An 18,364-nucleotide genomic window follows, 5' to 3' on the forward strand; every position below is an offset into this window, starting at 1 on the left:
TTAACCAGGACAGGGACTGCTATTCGATGGCAGTGGAGACAGAGCGAGTCAGGCGGATGGGCGCGGGGAAGCGCCCATCGCGGATTCTGCCCGCCTTCGTGTCGAAGGTCACGGTGCCGATGCGCCGCTTCCTCGGCCACCACATCTTCTCCAGCCTGACGCGGCGCATTCTGTTCCTCAACCTGGCCGGCCTCGCCGTGCTGGTGACGGGCATCCTCTATCTCAACACCTTTCGAGACGGGCTGATCGACGCGCGGGTGGAAAGCCTGATGACGCAAGGCGAGATCATCGCCGGCGCCATCGCCGCCTCGGCGACGGTCGAGACGGATTCGATCAGCATCGATCCGGAAAAGCTGCTCGAGCTGCAGGCCGGCGAAAGCCTGGGGCCCGGCTCCGACCAGCTCGACAATCTCGATTTCCCGATCAATCCGGAGCGCGTCGCCCCGGTGCTGCGGCGACTGATCTCGCCGACCCGGACGCGCGCCCGCATCTATGACCGGGACGCCAACCTTCTGCTCGATTCGCGCCACCTCTATTCGCGCGGCCAGATCCTGCGCTACGACCTGCCGCCCGTCGACGACGAGGAACCGGGGGTTTTGGAACGTGTCGAAAAATTCGTGTTCGACTTCTTCCGCAACAAGGATCTGCCGATCTATCACGAGCAACCCGGCGGCAACGGCGCGGCGTTCCCGGAAGTGGTCAAGGCGCTGACCGGCAGCCCTTCCACCATCGTGCGGGTGAGCGAGCAGGGCGAGCAGATCGTCTCGGTCGCGGTGCCGATCCAGCGCTTCCGCGCCGTGCTCGGCGTGCTGATGCTGTCGACCGAAGGCGGCGACATCGACAAGATCGTCGCTGCGGAGCGCAAGGCGATCCTGCGCGTCTTCGGCGTCGCCGCCCTGGTCACCGCGATCCTGTCGATGCTGCTCGCCTCGACCATCGCCAACCCTCTGCGGCGGCTGTCCGCCGCTGCGGTGCGCGTGCGGCGCGGCATCAAGAGCCGCGAGGAGATACCCGACTTTTCCGACCGGCAGGACGAGATCGGCAATCTGTCGATCGCGGTGCGCGACATGACCAACGCGCTCTATGCCCGCATCGAGGCGATCGAGAGCTTCGCCGCCGATGTGTCGCACGAACTGAAGAACCCGCTGACGTCGCTGCGCAGCGCTGTGGAAACGCTGCCTTTGGCGAAGAACGAAAATTCGCGCGGGCGGCTGATGGAGATCATCCAGCACGACGTGAAGCGGCTCGACCGGCTGATCACCGACATTTCCGACGCTTCGCGTCTCGACGCCGAGCTGGCGCGCGAAGATGCCGGCACGGTCGACCTGAAGAAGTTCGTCACCGATCTGATCGCCGTCTCGCGCGAGACGACCCGCCACAAGAAGGCGGTCGAGATCGAGCTCAAGATCGGCAAGCTGCCGCAAGGGGTCAAGGGCTATTTCGTGGTCGGCCACGACCTCAGGATCGGCCAGGTCATCACCAACCTGATCGAAAACGCGCGTTCCTTCGTGCCCGAAGAGCATGGCCACATCACGGTGTCGCTGGCGCGCGCCGGCAAGTTCAACATCATCACCGTCGACGACAACGGTCCTGGCATCCGGGCCGAGAACATCGACCGCATCTTCGAGCGCTTCTATACCGACCGGCCGGCCGGCGAGGCGTTCGGGCAGAATTCCGGCCTCGGCCTGTCGATCAGCCGCCAGATCGTCGAGGCGCATGGCGGCACGCTGACAGCCGAGAACATCCCAGGCACCAAGCCCGGCGAGATCAAGGGCGCGCGCTTCGTCGTGACAATGCCCGCCGAAGGCTGACCTCGGGCGAGCTATGGCAGATCCAGCCGCGAAGCCACTCAACATCCATGGGACGGCGATCCTGATCGGCGAGCGCGGCGTGCTGATCGTCGGGCCGTCCGGCTCGGGCAAGACGACATTGGCCCTGGCGCTGATCGACCATTGCCGCGCGCGAGCGCAGTTCGCCCGGCTGGTCGGCGACGACCAGTTGTTTGCAAGCTGTCACGGCGGCCGGCTAGTCTGCCGTACCCCCGCCACCATCGCCGGCCTGGTCGAGGTGCCCGGCATCGGACCGCAGCCAGTGCCCTTCGAGCCGGCCGCTGTAATCGACCTCGCCGTGCGCTTGGTGGAACGGAGCGAGACGGCGCGTCTGCAGGACGAAGCGACCGAGGAGTTCGCCGGTTGTGCGGTTCCGATTGTCGATGTTGTCCGACAAAACGCCACATCCGCGCTGCCGGTTGTGATGGCGCGGCTCTCGGCCCGGCTTTTTTCATGACCCGGCGCGGATTTTTTTGTTGCAATGCGTCAAAATGGCTCGGGCCGGCGCAATTTTGGGCTTGTCAACCGGCCGCGCGTCGACAAGATAGCGCTCCCGCCGCCTGGAATGGCCGGCGAACATAAGATACGCCTGTGAAAACGGCGATGACGGGAGCCTTCAACGAATGATCGGACTCGTGCTCGTGACGCACGGTCAACTCGCCAACGAGTTCCGGCATGCCGTAGAACATGTGGTGGGACCACAGGACAATTTCGAAACCGTTGCGATCGGCGCCGACGACGACATGGAGAAGCGCCGCGCTGACATCGTCGACGCAGTCGCGCGCGTCGATACCGGAGCCGGCGTCATCGTGCTCACCGACATGTTCGGCGGCACGCCCTCCAACCTCGCCATCTCCGTGATGGAATCCGGCCGCACCGAGGTGATCGCCGGCATGAACCTGCCGATGCTGATCAAGCTGTCGTCGGTTCGCAAGGGCGACAACATGGCCGCCGCGCTCGACGAGGCGCAGGCAGCGGGCCGCAAATACATCAACGTCGCCAGCCAGCTTCTGAGCAGCAAATGAACACCCAGGCGCCGGAGAAGGACGAGGTGGTGCGGGAGTTTCCGATCGTCAACCAGCGCGGCCTGCATGCCCGCGCCTCGGCCAAGTTCGTCCAGGTCGCAAGCGGCTTCGATGCCACCATCCATGTCGAAAAGGATGGCGTGAAGGTGGGCGGGACCTCGATCATGGGCCTGATGATGCTGGCGGCAAGCCCCGGCTATTCGATCCGTGTCACCGCCACCGGACGGGAAGCCGGACCTGCCATGGACGCGCTGGAACAGCTGGTCGCTTCGCGCTTCGGCGAGGAAATCTGACGGCAGTCTTTGGTTCGACGCATGTAGTGACCCCAAAACCGCTGAACACTTTTGGGCGACATGCTTTTTGGTTCGACGCATGTCGTGACCCCAAAACCGCTGAACACTTTTGGGCGACATGCTTTTTGATTTGATGCATGTCGTTGTCCCAAAACCGCTGCGCAGTTTTGGGCGACTGCTTTTTGGTTGATGCATGTCGTTGTCCCAAAACCGCTGCGCAATTTTGGGCGACATGCTTTTTGGTTGATGCATGTCGTTGTCCCAAAACCTGCGCAGTTTTGGGCGACATGCATTGCCTGAAAGACATGCACGAATAAAGATTTCTTTATATCCCATTGTCGTTTGACGCCCGATCTGCTAGTCAGACCGGCATTTCGCGCCCCTCCATGCGCCTCCCGGCGCCGGCGCGCTCGAGACAAATCACACCGGAGTACTGCCATGACGGGTAGCAAGGACTATGTGGTCGCCGACATCTCGCTTGCCGGCTGGGGCCGCAAGGAGATCGAGATCGCCGAAACCGAAATGCCGGGCCTGATGGCCTGCCGCGAGGAATTCGGCGACAAGAAGCCGCTCAAGGGTGCGCGCATCACCGGTTCGCTGCACATGACGATCCAGACGGCGGTGCTGATCGAGACGCTGAAGGCGCTGGGCGCCGATATCCGCTGGGCCTCCTGCAACATCTTCTCCACCCAGGACCATGCCGCGGCGGCGATCGCCGAAGCCGGCATTCCGGTGTTCGCGATCAAGGGCGAGACGCTCGAGGATTACTGGGACTACACCGACAGGATCTTCCAGTGGGCCGATGGCGGCACCTCCAACATGATCCTCGACGATGGCGGCGACGCCACCATGTACATTCTGCTCGGCGCCCGCGCGGAGGCCGGCGAGGACGTGCTGTCCAATCCCGGCAGCGAAGAGGAAGAGATCCTGTTCGCGCAGATCAAGAAGCGCATGAAGGCTTCACCGGGCTTCTTCACCAAGCAGAGGGATGCGATCCGCGGCGTCACCGAGGAGACGACCACCGGCGTCAATCGCCTCTACCAGCTGCAGAAGAAGGGCCTGCTGCCCTTCCCGGCGATCAACGTCAACGACTCCGTCACCAAGTCGAAGTTCGACAACAAATACGGCTGCAAGGAATCGCTGGTCGACGGCATTCGCCGCGGCACCGACACGATGATGGCCGGCAAGGTCGCGGTCGTCTGCGGCTATGGCGACGTCGGCAAGGGCTCGTCCGCCTCGCTGCGCGGCGCCGGCGCCCGCGTCAAGGTGACCGAAGTCGACCCGATCTGCGCGCTGCAGGCGGCGATGGACGGTTTCGAAGTTGTCACGCTGGAAGACGCCGCGCCCACCGCCGACATCGTCATCACCACCACCGGCAACAAGGACGTCGTGACGCTCGACCACATGCGGGCGATGAAGGACATGGTGATCGTCGGCAACATCGGCCACTTCGACAACGAAATCCAGGTGGCGTCGCTGCGCAACCTGAAGTGGACCAACGTCAAGCCGCAGGTGGACATGATCACCTTCCCGGACGGCAAGCGGATGATCCTGCTGTCGGAGGGCCGCCTGCTCAACCTCGGCAACGCCACGGGGCATCCGAGCTTCGTGATGTCGGCCTCGTTCACGAACCAGGTGCTGGCGCAGATCGAGCTGTTCAGCAAGCACGGCCAGTATCAGAACCAGGTCTATGTCCTGCCCAAGCATCTCGATGAGAAGGTCGCGCGGCTGCATCTCGGCAAGCTGGGCGCCAGGCTGACGGAGCTGTCTTCCGAGCAGGCCGCCTATATCGGCGTGACGCCCCAAGGACCGTTCAAGCCGGAACACTACCGCTATTAACCAAGACGCAATAATCTACCATATATTGAAGCCGGGTGGTTGACTTTCCGCCCGGCTTTATTTTTGCGTCAATGATTCTTCACGCCGATTCCGGCAGGGTTTATTGTTGTGATTCGCGGTCCGGGGACAGATGGGCCGGGGACGCATCAGGGCGGTCTTGCATTCAAGCGGCGAAGAGGACCAAGACATGCCGGGGGAATACCCGCCAAGCGCGGGAGAGGCCGTTTCCGGCGGCCACGAGGATTCGAGGATGAGCGGCTCCGCCGCCGGTGGCGGGTTTCCGCGGCGCGCCGCGCGGATCGGCGCGTTTGTCGCGACCTTCGTGCTTGCCGGCCCGCTGCTCTGCGCGGCGGCGCAGGCGCAAACCGGCTTCGCGCAGGCGGCGAAGCTGTCGGTCAGCACCGTCGAGGTGATGCAGCTCGCCATGTTTGCCGGCGTCATGGGCGCGGCGCTGCTGTCGGCCATATTCCTGATCCGCGAGCGGGCGCGCACGGCGGCGCAGAACGCCGAGCTCAGGGCGCGTATCGCCGACGTCAACGCGGCGCTGCAGCGTTCCGAGGCGCTGCTCAACCTGCGCGACCAGCGCGTGGTCGTCTGGACCTCGGACAACAAGAAACCGGAACTCATCGGCAGTCTGCCGCTCGAAAGCGGCGCGCCCGATGACCGTGCCGCCTTCCTGGCCTTCGGCCGCTGGCTGATGCCGCGCTCGGCAGCCGCGTTGGAACACGCGGTCGCCGCCTTGCGCGAAAAGGCCAAGACCTTCGATCTCGTCATCGAAACGCAGGCCGGCATGCCGCTCGAAGTGCATGGCCGCAAGAGCGCCGCGCATGTGCTGGTGCGCTTCATCTCGCTGTCCGAGACGCTGCGCAGCCAGGCCAGGTTGAAGATCGAGAACCAGCGGCTCAACGCCGACTACGACATCATTTTCGGCCTCCTCGACGCGTTGAAGATGCCGGCATGGCTACGCGCGGCCGACGGGCGGCTGAAATGGGTCAACCGCGCCTATGCCGAGGCTGTAGAGGCGCAAAGCGCCGAAGCGGCCGTGCGCGAGGCGAAGGAGTTCCTCGGCGGCCAGGCGCGCGAGCAGATCGTCGAGCAGCACAAGTCGCGCGCGGTCTTCGAGCAGACGCTGTCGACGGTGATCGAGGGCGACCGCCGGATGTTTTCGGTGACCGACTTCGCGAGCGCCGAGGGCGCGGCCGGGCTCGCCTGCGACACCAGCGCCATGGAGACGATCCGCGCCGAATATGAGCGCACGGTGCGCAGCCACGCCGACACGCTCGATCAACTCAACACGGCGGTGGCGATCTTCGACACCGACGAGAAGCTGCGCTTCTTCAACCAGGCGTTCCAGAAGCTTTGGAGCCTGGACAGCGGCTTCCTGCACAGCGCCCCTTCCAATGCGATGCTGCTCGACCGGCTACGCAGCGAGGGCAAGATCGCCGAACAGCCGGAGTGGCGCCGCTGGAAGGAGAACCTGCTTGGCGCCTACCGGGCGGTCGAATCGCAGGAGCACTGGTGGCACCTGCCGGACGGCAAGACGATCCGCGTGGTCGCCAACCCGCAGCCGAAGGGCGGCGTCACCTGGGTGTTCGAGAACCTGACCGAGAAGATCGATCTCGAAAGCCGCTACCAGACCGCGGTGCGCGTGCAGGGCGAGACGCTGGACAACCTCGCAGAGGGTGTCGCCGTGTTCGGGCCTGACGGGAGGCTCCGGCTGTCCAACCCCGCCTTCGTCGCGCTGTGGGGGCTGGAGCCTGATGCGATCAAGCCCAACGTGCATGTCTCGGCGATCCGCGACCTTTGCGATCGGCGCGCGGCCGACAGTCCGTGGGGAGGCTTCGTCGCCGCCATCACCGGCTTCGACGACGAGCGGCGCGATCGTCACGGCCAGGCCGAACTCGTCGACGGCACGGTGCTGAGCTATGCGGTGATCCATTTGCCGAACGGGCAGGTGATGATGACCTTCGTCGACGTCACCGACACCGTCAATGTCGAACGGGCGCTGAAGGACAGGAACGAGGCGCTGGAGAAGTCGGACCAGTTGAAGAACGAGTTCGTGCAGCATGTTTCCTACGAGCTGCGCTCGCCTTTGACCAACATTATCGGCTTCACCGAGCTGTTGTCGCTGCCCGCGACCGGGCCGCTGACGCCGAAGCAGCGCGAATATGTCGAGCATGTCGGCTCGTCGTCCTCGGTGCTGCTCACCATCGTCAACGACATACTGGACCTGGCGACGGTCGATGCCGGCATCATGCAGCTCGACATTTCGGAGATGAGCATCGAGAGGACGATCACGGCGGCGGCCGAGCTGGTTGCCGATCGGCTGGAAGAGCATTCGATCAAGCTCAAGGTCGATGCGGCGGCGGCCCCCAAGAGTTTCCATGGCGACGAGATCCGCATCCGGCAGATCCTCTACAACCTGTTGAGCAATGCCGCGAATTACGCGCCGGAGGCGAGCACGATCATCCTGTCTTGCCGCCAACTGGCCGAAGGCGTCGAGTTCTCCGTCCATGACGACGGACCCGGCATGCCGCCGGATGTTCTGGAATCGGTGTTCCGCCGCTTCGAGCCGCGCGCCAATGGCGGGCGGCGGCGCGGCGCCGGGCTGGGGCTCTCGATCGTCAAGAGCTTCGTCGAACTGCATGGCGGCAGCGTGCGCATCGAGACCGGCAGGGACCAGGGCACCACCGTCGTGTGCACCTTCCCCGACACGCCTTCCGGTGGTATCCGCGAAGCGGCCGAGTAACAGTTTGGCAGGGATGGTGGTGGAGCGTTTTCTCGCCGACGAGGCGGCGACGGCACGGCTTGGCGAGGACCTCGCCATGGCGGTGCGCGCCGGCGATGTGATCGCGCTGAAGGGCGACCTCGGCGCCGGCAAGTCGACGCTGGCCCGTGCCCTGATCCGGGCGCTTGCCGATGATGCCAGCCTCGAAGTGCCGAGCCCTACCTTCACGCTGCTGCAGAGCTACGACACGCGCATACCGGTCCATCATTTCGACCTCTACCGCCTTGCCTCCCCGGACGAACTCGATGAGCTTGGGCTCGACGATGCGCTGGAGCAAGGCGCGGCACTGATCGAATGGCCGGAACGGGCCGGAGACCGTTTGCCGGCGGGCGCGCTCCAGGTGGAGCTTGCAGAGCACGGCGAGGGGCGGCTTGCGACAATCGCCGGACAAGATGCCGTATTCGAACGCGCCGCACGGTCGTTGGCGATGCGCGATTTTCTCGCCACGGCCGGATGGGGCGAAGCCAGCCGCCGCCATTTCGTCGGCGATGCGTCCGCCCGCTCCTACGAGATCGTCTCGCTTTCCGGGCATGCGCGGCGCGTGCTGATGAACTCGCCGCGCCTCGTGCTCGGCCCGCCGGTGCGCGACGGCAAGCCATATGCGGTGATCGCCCATACGGCGCAGTCGGTGACCGCCTTCGTCGCCATCGACCGGGCGCTGCTTGCGGCCGGTGTCAGCGTGCCGGTGATCCATGCTCAGGACCTCGACCAGGGTTTTCTTCTGCTCCAGCATCTCGGCTCGGAAGCTTTTTTGGGAACCGACGGCCAGCCAATCGCCGAGCGCTACGAGGCAGCCGCGGAACTGCTGGCCGCGATGCATGGCAAGGCTTGGCCGGAGCGCATGGAGGCCGCGCCCGGCGTGTTCCATGAGGTGCCGCCATTCGATCGCGACGCCATGCTGATAGAGGCCGACCTTCTGGTCGACTGGTATGTGCCGATGGCGACCGGCAAGCCGGCAAGCGATGCCTTGCGGGCCGGCTACTACAAGGAATGGAATGCGGTGCTCGATCGGCTCGCTGGAAGCGAAAATTCGCTGATGCTGCGCGACTTCCATTCCCCCAACATCATCTGGCGCGGCGAGCGCTCCGGCCTCGACAGGCTCGGCATCGTCGACGTGCAGGACGCGCTGATCGGCCCGGCCGCCTATGACGTCGCCTCGCTTGCCATGGATGCACGCGTCACCGTCTCGCCCGAGATCGAGCAGCGGACGGTCGCGGCCTATGTCGCGGCGCGGTATGCTGCGGGCGCCTTCGACGAGGCCGGTTTCGCCGAGGCCTATGCGATTATGGCGGCGCAGCGCAATTCGAAGATCCTCGGCATTTTCGTGCGACTCGAAAAGCGCGACGGCAAGCCTTACTATCTGAAACATCTGCCGCGCATCCGCGACTATCTGAGGCGGGCCCTGGCGCATCCGGCGCTCACCGGCCTGAGGGATTTCTACATGGCTCACGGCCTGCTGGAGGAACGCTCGCCATGAGGCCGACGACCGCGATGGTGCTGGCCGCGGGGCTGGGGAAGCGCATGCGGCCGCTCACCGACACGATGCCGAAGCCGCTGGTGAAGATCGCAGGCAAGGCCCTGCTCGACTGGGGGCTGGACAGCCTGGAAGCTGCCGGGATCAGCAAGGCGATCGTCAACGTGCACTATCTGCCGGAGCAGATCATCGCCCATGTCGCCGGGCGCCGGGAACCGGAGATCGTCATTTCCGACGAGCGCGAGGCCTTGCTGGAATCGGCGGGCGGCATCGTCAAGGCGCTGCCGCTCTTGGGCAGCGAGCCCTTCTATGTCATTAACGCCGACACGTTCTGGATCGACAGCGGTGAGCCCAGCCTGGAGCGCCTTGCCCTTGCATGGAACGCCGCCAGAATGGATATTCTGCTGATGCTCACCGATCTCGACTCAGCGACCGGACACGGCGTCGGCACTGATTTCATGGTCGCGCCGGATGGCGCCTTGCGCCGCTCGAAGGGCGATTCGGCCGGCCTGATCTATGCCGGCGCCGCGATCATCCATCCCCGCATCTTCAAGGACGCCCCGACGGGCTCACATTCTCTCAATGTCTATTTCGACAAGGCGATCGCCGCCGGCCGGCTGTTCGGGATGGCGATGAGCGGCCGTTGGATCACGGTCGGCACCCCCGACGCCATTCCGGCCGCCGAGGCGGCGGTCGCCGGCGCTCTAGCGACCGCATCGGCCCAAAAATCGGCTCCGATTTTTGGAAGGCACGATGCGTAGATTCAAAAAGTTAGATCGTCCTTTGTGCGCCCCAACGGGCACACGGCGATCCCATGCGGTATGAGCGGCTCGCGCCGCGTCTTCTCCATCCCGCCCGGAGCGCCGTTCTTGCCGACGCTGGCGGAGGCGTTGCTCGACGGCAGCCTCATTCCCGGCTTCCGCTTCGACGGCGACCCATTGGCATTGGCCGACGCCACCATCTATGTGCCGACGCGTCGCGCTGCGCGGGCGCTGCGCGGCGTCTTCGTCGATGTGCTCGGGCGCCGGTCGGCCATCCTGCCGACCGTGCGGCCGCTCGGCGAGTTCGATGAGGACGAGGCGGCCTTTGACGCCGAGGCCGCACCGGCAATCGAACTTGCACCGCCGATCGCCGCGCAGGAGCGGCTCCTGTTGCTGGCGCCGCTGGTGCGCGCCTGGAAGGAGAGCCTGCCGGCGCATGTCGCGGCTCGGTTCAACGAAGAGTTCGTCGTGCCGACCTCGGCCGCCGACGCCATCTGGCTGGCGCGCGACCTTGCGCGGCTGATGGACGAGATCGAGACCGAGGGCACGGATTGGGGCAAGCTCGCGACGCTGGTTAGCGGCAACCTCGCAGGCTGGTGGCAGGTGACCCTCGATTTCCTCGGCATCGTCACCGACAACTGGCCGAAGCTGCTTGCCGAGCGCAACCGCTCCAATCCGGCGGCCCATCGCAGCGCGCTGATCCGGCTGGAGGCGGCGCGGCTGCGGCGCAATCTGCCGGCCGGACCGGTGATTGCCGCCGGATCGACCGGCTCGATTCCCGCGACGGCGGAGCTGCTTGCCGTGATCGCCAGTCTGCCCAGCGGCGCCGTCGTGCTGCCCGGTCTCGACCGCGAGCTGGACGATGCGTCTTTTGCGGCGATTTCGGCACTGGGCGCGCGACCGGCGACGCTCGGCCATCCGCAATACGGCCTGGCGAAGCTGATCGGCGGCATCGGCATCGCACGGCGCGATGTCGAGCCGATCGGCGCAGCGGCGACGCCGCTGGCATTGCGTGCGGCTCTGGTCGGCGAGGCGCTGCGGCCGGCCGAAACCACCGAGCGCTGGACGGAAACGAGGCCGCGCTTCACGGCAACAGACCTCGAGCAGGCGCTGGCCGGCGTGACGTTGGTGGAGGCGGCCAACGAGCGGGACGAGGCCGCGGCGATCGCGATCGCGCTGAAGCGCGCCGTGGAAATGCCAGGCAAGCGCGCGGCGCTCGTCACAGGCGACCGCGCGCTGGCGCGGCGGGTCTCGACCGAGCTTCTGCGCTTCGGCGTCGTAGCCGACGACTCAGGCGGCACGCCGCTCGTCAACACGCCGGCGGCCAGTCTCTTGAGGCTCGCATTGCAGGCAGCGTTCCGGCCCGGCGACCCGGTGGGCCTGCTGTCGCTGCTCAAGCATCCGCTGCTTGGGCTCGGCCTCGAACGCCACGCCCTGCGCAAGACGGCCGAACTGATCGAGCTGGTGGCGTTGCGCGGCGGCACCGGCCGGCCGGACATTGCCTCGCTCAGTGCGCTCTTCGAGGCGCGGCTCGCCGGCCTCGGCGACGACAGCCGTCCGCCCTTCTGGTTCCCACGCCTGACCGTCAACGGCATCGAGCAAGCGCAAGATGTGCTTGGCCGCCTTGCCGAAGCGCTCGCCCCTCTCACGGCGATGCGCGGCGACAAAGACGCCGACATCGCGACGCTGACGCGTGCAAGCGTCGAAACGCTGGAAAGCCTTGGCCGCGCGCCCGACGGCAGCCTCGCCGGGCTCTATGGCGGCGACGCCGGCGAAAAGCTGGCGGACCTTTTGCGCTGGTTGATTGCCGCGGCCTCTCCCTTCATCTTTGCGGCCGGCGAATGGCCGGACGTCTTGGAAGCGCTGATCGCGCCGGAAACGGTCAAGCCGGCGCATGGCACCGACCGCAACATCGCCATCTGGGGTGCGCTGGAAGCCCGCCTGCAGAGCGTCGACACGCTCGTCGTCGGCGGCCTCAATGAAGGTGTCTGGCCCCGGAAGCCTGAGAGCGACCGCTTCATGTCGCGGCTGATGAAGACCGGCATCGACCTCGAGCCGCCGGAGCGGCGCATCGGTCTTGCCGCGCATGATTTCCAGATGGCGATGGGCAGCAAGGAAGTCGTGCTGACGCGCTCGGCGCGATCCGGCGACGCGCCGGCTGTTCCGTCGCGCTGGCTGCAGCGCATCCTTACCTTCATCGGCAAGGATCCCGCGATGGGGCTTCGCCAGCGCGGCGATGCGCTGCTTGTCTGGGCGCGCGCGCTGGATGCCGGCGAAAGACAAGAGTTCGCAACCCGCCCGCAGCCGAAGCCGCCGCTCAGCCTCAGGCCGCAGCATTTCTCGGTCACCGAGATCGAGACGCTGCGCCGCGACCCGTATGCGATCTATGCCAGGCGGGTTCTCAGCCTAATGCCGCTCGACCCGCTCATCCGCGATCCCGGCGCCGCCGAACGCGGCACCCTGTTCCACGAAATCCTGCATCTCTTTTCCCGACGGGTTGAGGATCCGCGGGAGCCTGGCGCGCTGGCAGCTCTCATCGAGGCCGGGCGCCTTTGCTTTGCCGACGCAGCACTGCCGCCAGACATCGAGGCGGTGTGGTGGCCGCGTTTCGAAAAGCTTGCCGCCAACATCATCGAATGGGAGCATGGCCGCGCCGAAGCGGTGGCCAGGCGCTTTGCCGAGGAGCGCGCGGAGAAGACGATTGTCGGTCGCACCGGCGTCACGCTCTCCGGCTATGCCGACCGGGTCGACCTGCTTGCCGGCGGCATGGCCGATATCCTCGACTACAAGACCGGCTCATCGCCCTCGAAGGCACAGGCGCACACGCTGCTGTCGCCGCAGCTGGCGCTCGAAGGCGCGCTTCTCAGACGCGGCGCGTTCAAGGAGCTGGGTATCTGCGAGCCCTCGCAGCTTGCCTTCGTGCGGCTGAAGCCCAACGGCGAGGTGTTCGAGGAATCGATCCTCGAATACAACCGCAAGCCAAGGACCGCCAACGACCTGTCCGAGGAAGCCTGGGCGCGGCTGGAGCGGCTGCTCTTCCACTATGCCGATCCGAACACCGGCTATCTTTCACGCGCGCTGCCCTTCCGCGAGGGCGAGGCCGATGGAGACTACGATCATCTGGCGCGCGTGCTCGAATGGTCGGCCGGCGGCGCAAGCGAAGACGAGGCGGAAGGATGAAATATCCGATCCCCTCCGATACCGCCGCCAGCCAGGCGTGCGCCTCCGATCCCGGCAATTCCGCCTGGGTGTCGGCCAATGCCGGATCGGGCAAGACGCATGTGCTGGCGCAGCGCGTCATCCGGCTTCTGCTCAACGGCACCGATCCCTCGAAGATCCTGTGCCTCACCTATACGCGCGCCGCCGCCGCCAACATGTCGAACCGCGTGTTCTCGACCCTGTCGGAGTGGACAGCACTTGCCGATGCTGAGCTTGCGGCGAGGATCGCGGCGCTGGACGGCCGCGGCGCCGACCGCGATACCCTGCGCCGCGCGCGCCGGCTGTTCGCCGAGGCACTGGAGACGCCGGGCGGCCTGAAGATCCAGACCATTCACGCCTTTTGCGAATCGGTGCTGCACCAGTTTCCGCTCGAGGCCAACATCCCCGCGCATTTCGAGATGCTCGATCCGCAGATGGAGGCCTCGCTGTTCGCGGATGCCCGTCGCGACATGATCTCGGGCGCGAGCGCCGGCGTCGAAGGCCTGGCGGAAGCCTTCGCCATGGTGCTGGAGCGCGGCGGCGAGTCCGGGCTGGACGCGCTGCTTTCGGAAATCGTCGGCAAGCGCGACGAATTGCGTGCCTTCATCGAAAAGCTCGGCAAGGGCCGGGACTTCCGGCCGCTTTTCGCCGAGTTCGGCTTCCGGCTCGGACAGACTGCCGATGACATCGCCGCGTCGGTCTGGCCGCTGACGGGCTTTGCGCCAAGCCAATTCGCCGAATTCGCGCGTGCTGCCGAAGCAGCCGACGCGCGCCAGGTGCTGAACAACGTCCTGCCTTACGCAGAGAGCGCCTTTGCCGAAGCCGATCCGATCCGGCGGCTGCGGCTGCTCGGCAAGGCCTTCCTGCGCTCCGACGGCGATCCTTACGACCCGCCGAAAGTGTTCAAGAAGGCATTGGTCGATCGGCTGCCCGACCTTTCGGAGCGCTACCTCCAAGCGGCCAAGGCGATCCTGGAGGTGTCGGATCGGCTGGCGCTGTTCCGCATGCTCGAAGGCACGGCGGCCGCGCTGACCGTCGGCGGCTGGCTGATCGCCCGCTATGAGCAGCTGAAGCGAAGCCGCGGCTTCCTCGACTTCAACGACCTGATCACCCGTATCGTCAGCCTGCTGTCGCGGCCCGATGCCGGGCCATGGGTGCAGTTCAAGCTCGACCAGGGCATCGACCACATACTGCTCGACGAAGCGCAGGACACCAGCCCCGACCAGTGGGAAGTGGTGAAGAAGCTGACCGAAGAATTCTTCGCCGGGCTCGGCCAGCGCGAGGCGGTGCGGCGTACCGTTTTTGCCGTCGGCGACGAGAAGCAGTCGATCTATTCATTCCAGGGGGCGGCCCCAGATTCCTTTGCCGAAAGCCGGCTATTGTTTGCCGGGCGCGTGCGCGACGCGGAGGCCTCCTTCGCCAACCTAAAACTCACCTGGTCATTTCGCTCCAGCGACGACGTGCTGGCGGCAGTCGACCGGGTCTTTGCCGAACCGGGCGTGCGGCGCGGCATCAGCCATGATCCCGATCCGCTGAGCCACAAGGCGATCCGCACCGACGCGCCGGGCTATGTCGAGGTGTGGCCCTCGATCGGCGCCGAAATGGTCGAGGAGCCAGACGACTGGACCCTCCCGGTCAACCACGCCAGCGCACCCGCCGTGCGCGTCGCCGAGCATGTTGCCGCGACCATCCAGCACTGGCTGAGGAACGGCGAGGTCATCGAGGGCAAGGGCCGCAAGCTGACTGCCGGCGACATCCTTGTGCTGGTGCGCAAGCGCGACCGCTTCGTGCATGCGCTGTCGCGCAGCCTCAAGAACCGGCAGATCCCGGTCGCCGGTGCGGATCGTCTGAGCCTGCCCGGCCATATCGCCGTGCAGGACCTGATCGCGCTCGGCCATTTCCTGATCCAGCCCGAGGACGACCTGTCCTTGGCCGCGGTGCTGCGCAGCCCGATCTTCGACGTCTCGGAGGAAACCTTGCTGGCGCTCGCCGGCAAGAGGCCCAGGAGCCAGTCGTTGATCGGCTCGCTCCGCCAGCACGCTGCTGCAGATGAGGCGCTGGCCGCTATCGTAGGCCGGCTCGATGGCTGGGCGAACGAGGCCGCTTTCAAGCCCGTGTTCGAATTCTATGCCGCAGCGCTGGCGCGCGACGGGCTGCGCCGCAAGATGACGGCGCGGCTCGGGCCGGAAGCCGGCGACATCCTCGACGAATTCCTGAGTTTTTGCCTGGCCGAGGAGCGCACCGGCCTGCCTGGGCTGGAATCCTTCCTGTCGACGCTGGAAAACAGCGGCCCCGAGATCAAGCGCGAGATGGACCAGACCCGCGACGAGGTGCGCGTCATGACCGTGCATGCCGCTAAGGGTCTTGAAGCGCCGGTCGTCTTCCTGGTCGACGGCGGCTCGGCACCTTTCAGCGACCAGCATCTGCCGCGGCTGATGGCGTTCGAAGGCTCGGGTGCGCAATGGAAAGGCAAGGGCTATCTGTGGCGCTCGGCCGGCGACGTCGCCAATGGCGTTTCGCGGGCGGCCTCGGCGCGGGCGCGCGAACTGGCGGACGACGAGTACCGCCGGCTGCTCTATGTCGGCATGACCCGCGCCGAGGACCGGCTGATCGTCTGCGGCTATCACGGCAAGCGCCAGCCCAGCACCGGCACCTGGCATTCGGTCGTCAGCCGCGCGCTGACCGGCGCGCCGGAAAGCACGGAGCGGCGGCACCCCGCGACGGCCGATGTGGCGGTGCATCGCTTCCATATGACGAAGCTGCCGCCGGTGGCGTACACCGGGACCGACGAGACGGCGACGTTCGAACATGCCGCACCGCTGCCGGACGGCTTGTTCCGACCGCTGCCGCCTTACGAGGACCTGCCGCGACCGTTGTCGCCCTCCGGTGCGTCGGCGCTGATCGACGAAACGACCGAAGCACTGCCCGACACGCGCTCGCCGGTGCTGGACGCCGAGGCCGAGCCCGGCTTCGCGGTGATGCGCGGGCTGGCACTGCACAAGCTGCTGCAGATGCTGCCCGGGATCGCCGAGGGCGAAAGGCAGGATGCAGCGGAACGCTATCTGGCACGTGCCGGTGCTGCTTGGCCGAACGGTGAGCGCGAAAAGGCGCTGGAAGCAGTGCTGTCGATCCTTTCCGACGGCCGGTTCGATGTGCTGTTCTCGCCATCGTCGCGGGCCGAAGTCGCGGTCATGGGCAGCCTGGAGGTCAAGGGCAAGCTGCGCTCCATTTCCGGCAAGATCGACCGGCTGGCGGTCACGCCGGAAAAGCTGGCGATCGTCGACTACAAGACCAACCGGCCGGCGCCGACGAGCCTGGCGGAAGTGCCGCCGGCCTATGTGCTGCAGCTGGCGCTCTACCGCGCGCTGCTCCAACCGCTCTATCCGGGCCGCGACGTGTCGGCGGCGCTGCTGTTCACCGAGGCGCCCAGGCTGATCGAGCTGCCGGCCGCGGCCATGGACGACGCCCTTGCTCGACTCACGGCAGCGTGACACAAGAACTGCTTGAAGATCGCCACCACAACCACCACATTTGGTGCAACCCGAGTTTTCGAAAGGATTTCAGCATGGCCACCGTCAAGGTCGACAAGGGCAATTTCCAGGCCGATGTGCTCAACGCCAAGGAGCCGGTCGTGGTGGATTTCTGGGCCGAGTGGTGCGGTCCCTGCAAGATGATCGCCCCGGCGCTGGAAGACATCGCCAAGGAGCTCGGTTCGAAAGTGAAGGTTGCCAAGCTCAATATCGACGAGAATCCCGAGCTTGCCGCGCAGTACGGCGTGCGCTCGATCCCGACGCTGATGATCTTCAAGGGCGGCGAAGTCGCCGATATGAAGGTCGGCGCGGCGCCGAAGACCGCGCTCTCGCACTGGATCAACGGCAGCCTCGCCTGAGCCAATCCAAACATTCGAACGAACGAGCCCGGCCATCGCGCCGGGCTTTTCTTTGGCGCCATCGCTGACGGCGCTCTGGCACTGCCGACGCGGCCATCCACCTCCTCTTCTACGCGAAAAGGAGAACCCCATGACCGGAACAGCCAAGGCCACCGTCTTCATCGACAATGAGCGGGTCATCGTCACCGAATACCGTTTCCAACCGGGTGACAACACCGGCTGGCACCGCCACGGCCACGACTATGTCATAGTGCCGCTGATGGATGGCAAGGTGAAGCTTCTGACCAAGGAGGGTGAGTCCTTCGCCGAGATGAAGAAGGGTGCCCCCTATTTCCGCAAGGAAGGGGTCGAGCACGACGTCATCAGTGCCAATGACGGGGAATTTGCCTTCATCGAAATCGAGCTGAGGTGAGATGGCGAGCCATCAACTGCCATCTTGATGGCAATTGCTGATCGACCTATATATTCTCCTAAAGCGCGTCGCGCTGAAACGTATCCGGGCGACGCGCTTTAAGTCTTTGATTTGATGCATGTCGTTGCCCAGAACCGCTACACACTTCTGGGCGACATGCATTAATAACGGAGGTCTGTATGGCCGAACCACAGCTCTCAGTCCGTAGCGCAAAAGCACGGGATCTCGCACATCGACTTGCTCGTCGCGAAAATCGGTCCATAGCCGATGTCGTCGAACGCGCGCTTGAATCCTACGAAATTCGTGAGGCAGGGCGCGAACCCGCATCCACCTTCTATGCTCGCCTGGCAGCGAGCTGTGGCACCGACATTGATCTGGAGAAAATTATCCGCGAAGGCCGTCAGGTTCATACGGGACCTGATCTTTGATTTTCGTCGACACCAACGTGATTTCTGAGACGCTCAAGAAGGTACCGGACCCAGCCGTTCTGGCTTGGCTTGTCCGCAACGATGCCGAATTGGCCCTTCCTACCGTGGCCATTGCTGAAATCGCCTTCGGCATCCAAAAGATACGACCCGATGAGCGTGCCGTTCGCCTGGAGCAAGGGCTTTCTCAGTGGCGCCACCGCTTTGCCGACCGCATTTTTGGACTGACGGAAGAGGCTGCCCTGGCTTATGGCGAGATCATGGGGACCGCCTTGCGCCAAGGCCGTGGCATGTCGGCTCCCGATGGCATGATTGCGGCGATCGCACGCGTCAACGGTGGTCGACTGGCAACACGCAATCTGCCCGATTTTGGCTCCGCCAACCTTGACCTGATCTCACCGTGGGATTTCTGAGCCGCCTCTTGGACCGAT

Annotated in this window: 14 protein-coding genes; all 14 read left to right on the top strand. The window is 65.4% G+C overall.

Translation table 11 applies throughout. The features are described 5' to 3' along the window. Positions 1-26 precede the first annotated feature (26 nt). The 14 genes from EJ074_RS15210 (at position 27) to EJ074_RS15280 (ending at position 18,346) form a co-directional block, all read left to right on the top strand. A complete protein-coding gene (locus EJ074_RS15210) occupies positions 27-1,811 on the top strand; it encodes a sensor histidine kinase (protein WP_095805137.1) in 1,785 nt (594 codons plus the stop codon). A 13-nt stretch (positions 1,812-1,824) separates the two neighbouring features. Next, entirely contained in the window at positions 1,825-2,286 is a 462-nt protein-coding gene (locus tag EJ074_RS15215) for a serine kinase (protein WP_095805138.1), read from the top strand. Between the two features lie 166 nt (positions 2,287-2,452). Next, complete coding sequence (locus EJ074_RS15225) at positions 2,453-2,854, top strand: PTS sugar transporter subunit IIA (RefSeq protein ID WP_095805139.1); 402 nt, start codon at positions 2,453-2,455, stop codon at positions 2,852-2,854. Then, positions 2,851-3,147 (top strand): HPr family phosphocarrier protein, encoded by a 297-nt coding sequence (locus EJ074_RS15230; RefSeq protein ID WP_095805140.1) that lies wholly within the window; start codon positions 2,851-2,853, stop codon positions 3,145-3,147. The genes EJ074_RS15225 and EJ074_RS15230 overlap by 4 nt, the downstream gene beginning before the upstream one ends. A 438-nt stretch (positions 3,148-3,585) precedes the next feature. Continuing rightward, on the top strand, positions 3,586-4,986 hold the full coding sequence (gene ahcY / locus EJ074_RS15235; protein WP_095805141.1) for an adenosylhomocysteinase: 1,401 nt from the start codon (positions 3,586-3,588) through the stop codon (positions 4,984-4,986). 187 nt (positions 4,987-5,173) lie between these two features. After that, positions 5,174-7,735, top strand: a complete 2,562-nt coding sequence (locus EJ074_RS15240) for a PAS domain-containing sensor histidine kinase (protein ID WP_095805440.1) — start codon at positions 5,174-5,176, stop codon at positions 7,733-7,735. 4 nt (positions 7,736-7,739) lie between these two features. Continuing rightward, a complete protein-coding gene (gene tsaE / locus EJ074_RS15245) occupies positions 7,740-9,251 on the top strand; it encodes a tRNA (adenosine(37)-N6)-threonylcarbamoyltransferase complex ATPase subunit type 1 TsaE (protein ID WP_095805142.1) in 1,512 nt (503 codons plus the stop codon). Then, positions 9,248-10,009 (top strand): nucleotidyltransferase family protein, encoded by a 762-nt coding sequence (locus EJ074_RS15250; protein ID WP_095805143.1) that lies wholly within the window; start codon positions 9,248-9,250, stop codon positions 10,007-10,009. Before tsaE ends, EJ074_RS15250 begins: the two co-directional genes overlap by 4 nt. A gap of 60 nt (positions 10,010-10,069) precedes the next feature. Further along, positions 10,070-13,189, top strand: coding sequence for a double-strand break repair protein AddB (gene addB / locus EJ074_RS15255; RefSeq protein WP_095805144.1), 3,120 nt, complete (start codon positions 10,070-10,072; stop codon positions 13,187-13,189). Next, positions 13,186-16,698 carry a double-strand break repair helicase AddA gene (addA, locus tag EJ074_RS15260; protein WP_095805145.1) on the top strand — a complete coding sequence of 1,171 codons (3,513 nt, stop codon included), beginning with the start codon at positions 13,186-13,188 and terminating at the stop codon, positions 16,696-16,698. The genes addB and addA overlap by 4 nt, the downstream gene beginning before the upstream one ends. Before the next feature lie 74 nt (positions 16,699-16,772). Beyond that, on the top strand, positions 16,773-17,096 hold the full coding sequence (trxA, locus tag EJ074_RS15265) for a thioredoxin (protein ID WP_041000044.1): 324 nt from the start codon (positions 16,773-16,775) through the stop codon (positions 17,094-17,096). 130 nt (positions 17,097-17,226) lie between these two features. Further along, on the top strand, positions 17,227-17,508 hold the full coding sequence (locus EJ074_RS15270; protein ID WP_095805146.1) for a cupin domain-containing protein: 282 nt from the start codon (positions 17,227-17,229) through the stop codon (positions 17,506-17,508). Between the two features lie 179 nt (positions 17,509-17,687). Continuing rightward, entirely contained in the window at positions 17,688-17,936 is a 249-nt protein-coding gene (locus tag EJ074_RS15275; RefSeq protein WP_095805147.1) for a type II toxin-antitoxin system VapB family antitoxin, read from the top strand. Then, positions 17,933-18,346, top strand: a complete 414-nt coding sequence (locus EJ074_RS15280; RefSeq protein WP_095805148.1) for a type II toxin-antitoxin system VapC family toxin — start codon at positions 17,933-17,935, stop codon at positions 18,344-18,346. The genes EJ074_RS15275 and EJ074_RS15280 overlap by 4 nt, the downstream gene beginning before the upstream one ends. The last annotated feature ends 18 nt before the right edge of the window (positions 18,347-18,364 follow it).

This window comes from Mesorhizobium sp. M3A.F.Ca.ET.080.04.2.1 (assembly GCF_003952525.1).
Lineage (GTDB): Bacteria > Pseudomonadota > Alphaproteobacteria > Rhizobiales > Rhizobiaceae > Mesorhizobium.

Excerpts from the sequence above, each read along its gene's own strand:
- EJ074_RS15210 (WP_095805137.1), top strand. The coding sequence starts at position 27 with ATGGCAGTGGAGACAGAGCGAGTCAGGCGGATGGGCGCGGGGAAGCGC.
- EJ074_RS15215 (WP_095805138.1), top strand. The coding sequence starts at position 1,825 with ATGGCAGATCCAGCCGCGAAGCCACTCAACATCCATGGGACGGCGATC.
- EJ074_RS15225 (WP_095805139.1), top strand. The coding sequence starts at position 2,453 with ATGATCGGACTCGTGCTCGTGACGCACGGTCAACTCGCCAACGAGTTC.
- EJ074_RS15230 (WP_095805140.1), top strand. The coding sequence starts at position 2,851 with ATGAACACCCAGGCGCCGGAGAAGGACGAGGTGGTGCGGGAGTTTCCG.
- ahcY (WP_095805141.1), top strand. The coding sequence starts at position 3,586 with ATGACGGGTAGCAAGGACTATGTGGTCGCCGACATCTCGCTTGCCGGC.
- EJ074_RS15240 (WP_095805440.1), top strand. The coding sequence starts at position 5,174 with ATGCCGGGGGAATACCCGCCAAGCGCGGGAGAGGCCGTTTCCGGCGGC.
- EJ074_RS15250 (WP_095805143.1), top strand. The coding sequence starts at position 9,248 with ATGAGGCCGACGACCGCGATGGTGCTGGCCGCGGGGCTGGGGAAGCGC.
- addB (WP_095805144.1), top strand. The coding sequence starts at position 10,070 with ATGAGCGGCTCGCGCCGCGTCTTCTCCATCCCGCCCGGAGCGCCGTTC.
- addA (WP_095805145.1), top strand. The coding sequence starts at position 13,186 with ATGAAATATCCGATCCCCTCCGATACCGCCGCCAGCCAGGCGTGCGCC.
- trxA (WP_041000044.1), top strand. The coding sequence starts at position 16,773 with ATGGCCACCGTCAAGGTCGACAAGGGCAATTTCCAGGCCGATGTGCTC.
- EJ074_RS15270 (WP_095805146.1), top strand. The coding sequence starts at position 17,227 with ATGACCGGAACAGCCAAGGCCACCGTCTTCATCGACAATGAGCGGGTC.
- EJ074_RS15275 (WP_095805147.1), top strand. The coding sequence starts at position 17,688 with ATGGCCGAACCACAGCTCTCAGTCCGTAGCGCAAAAGCACGGGATCTC.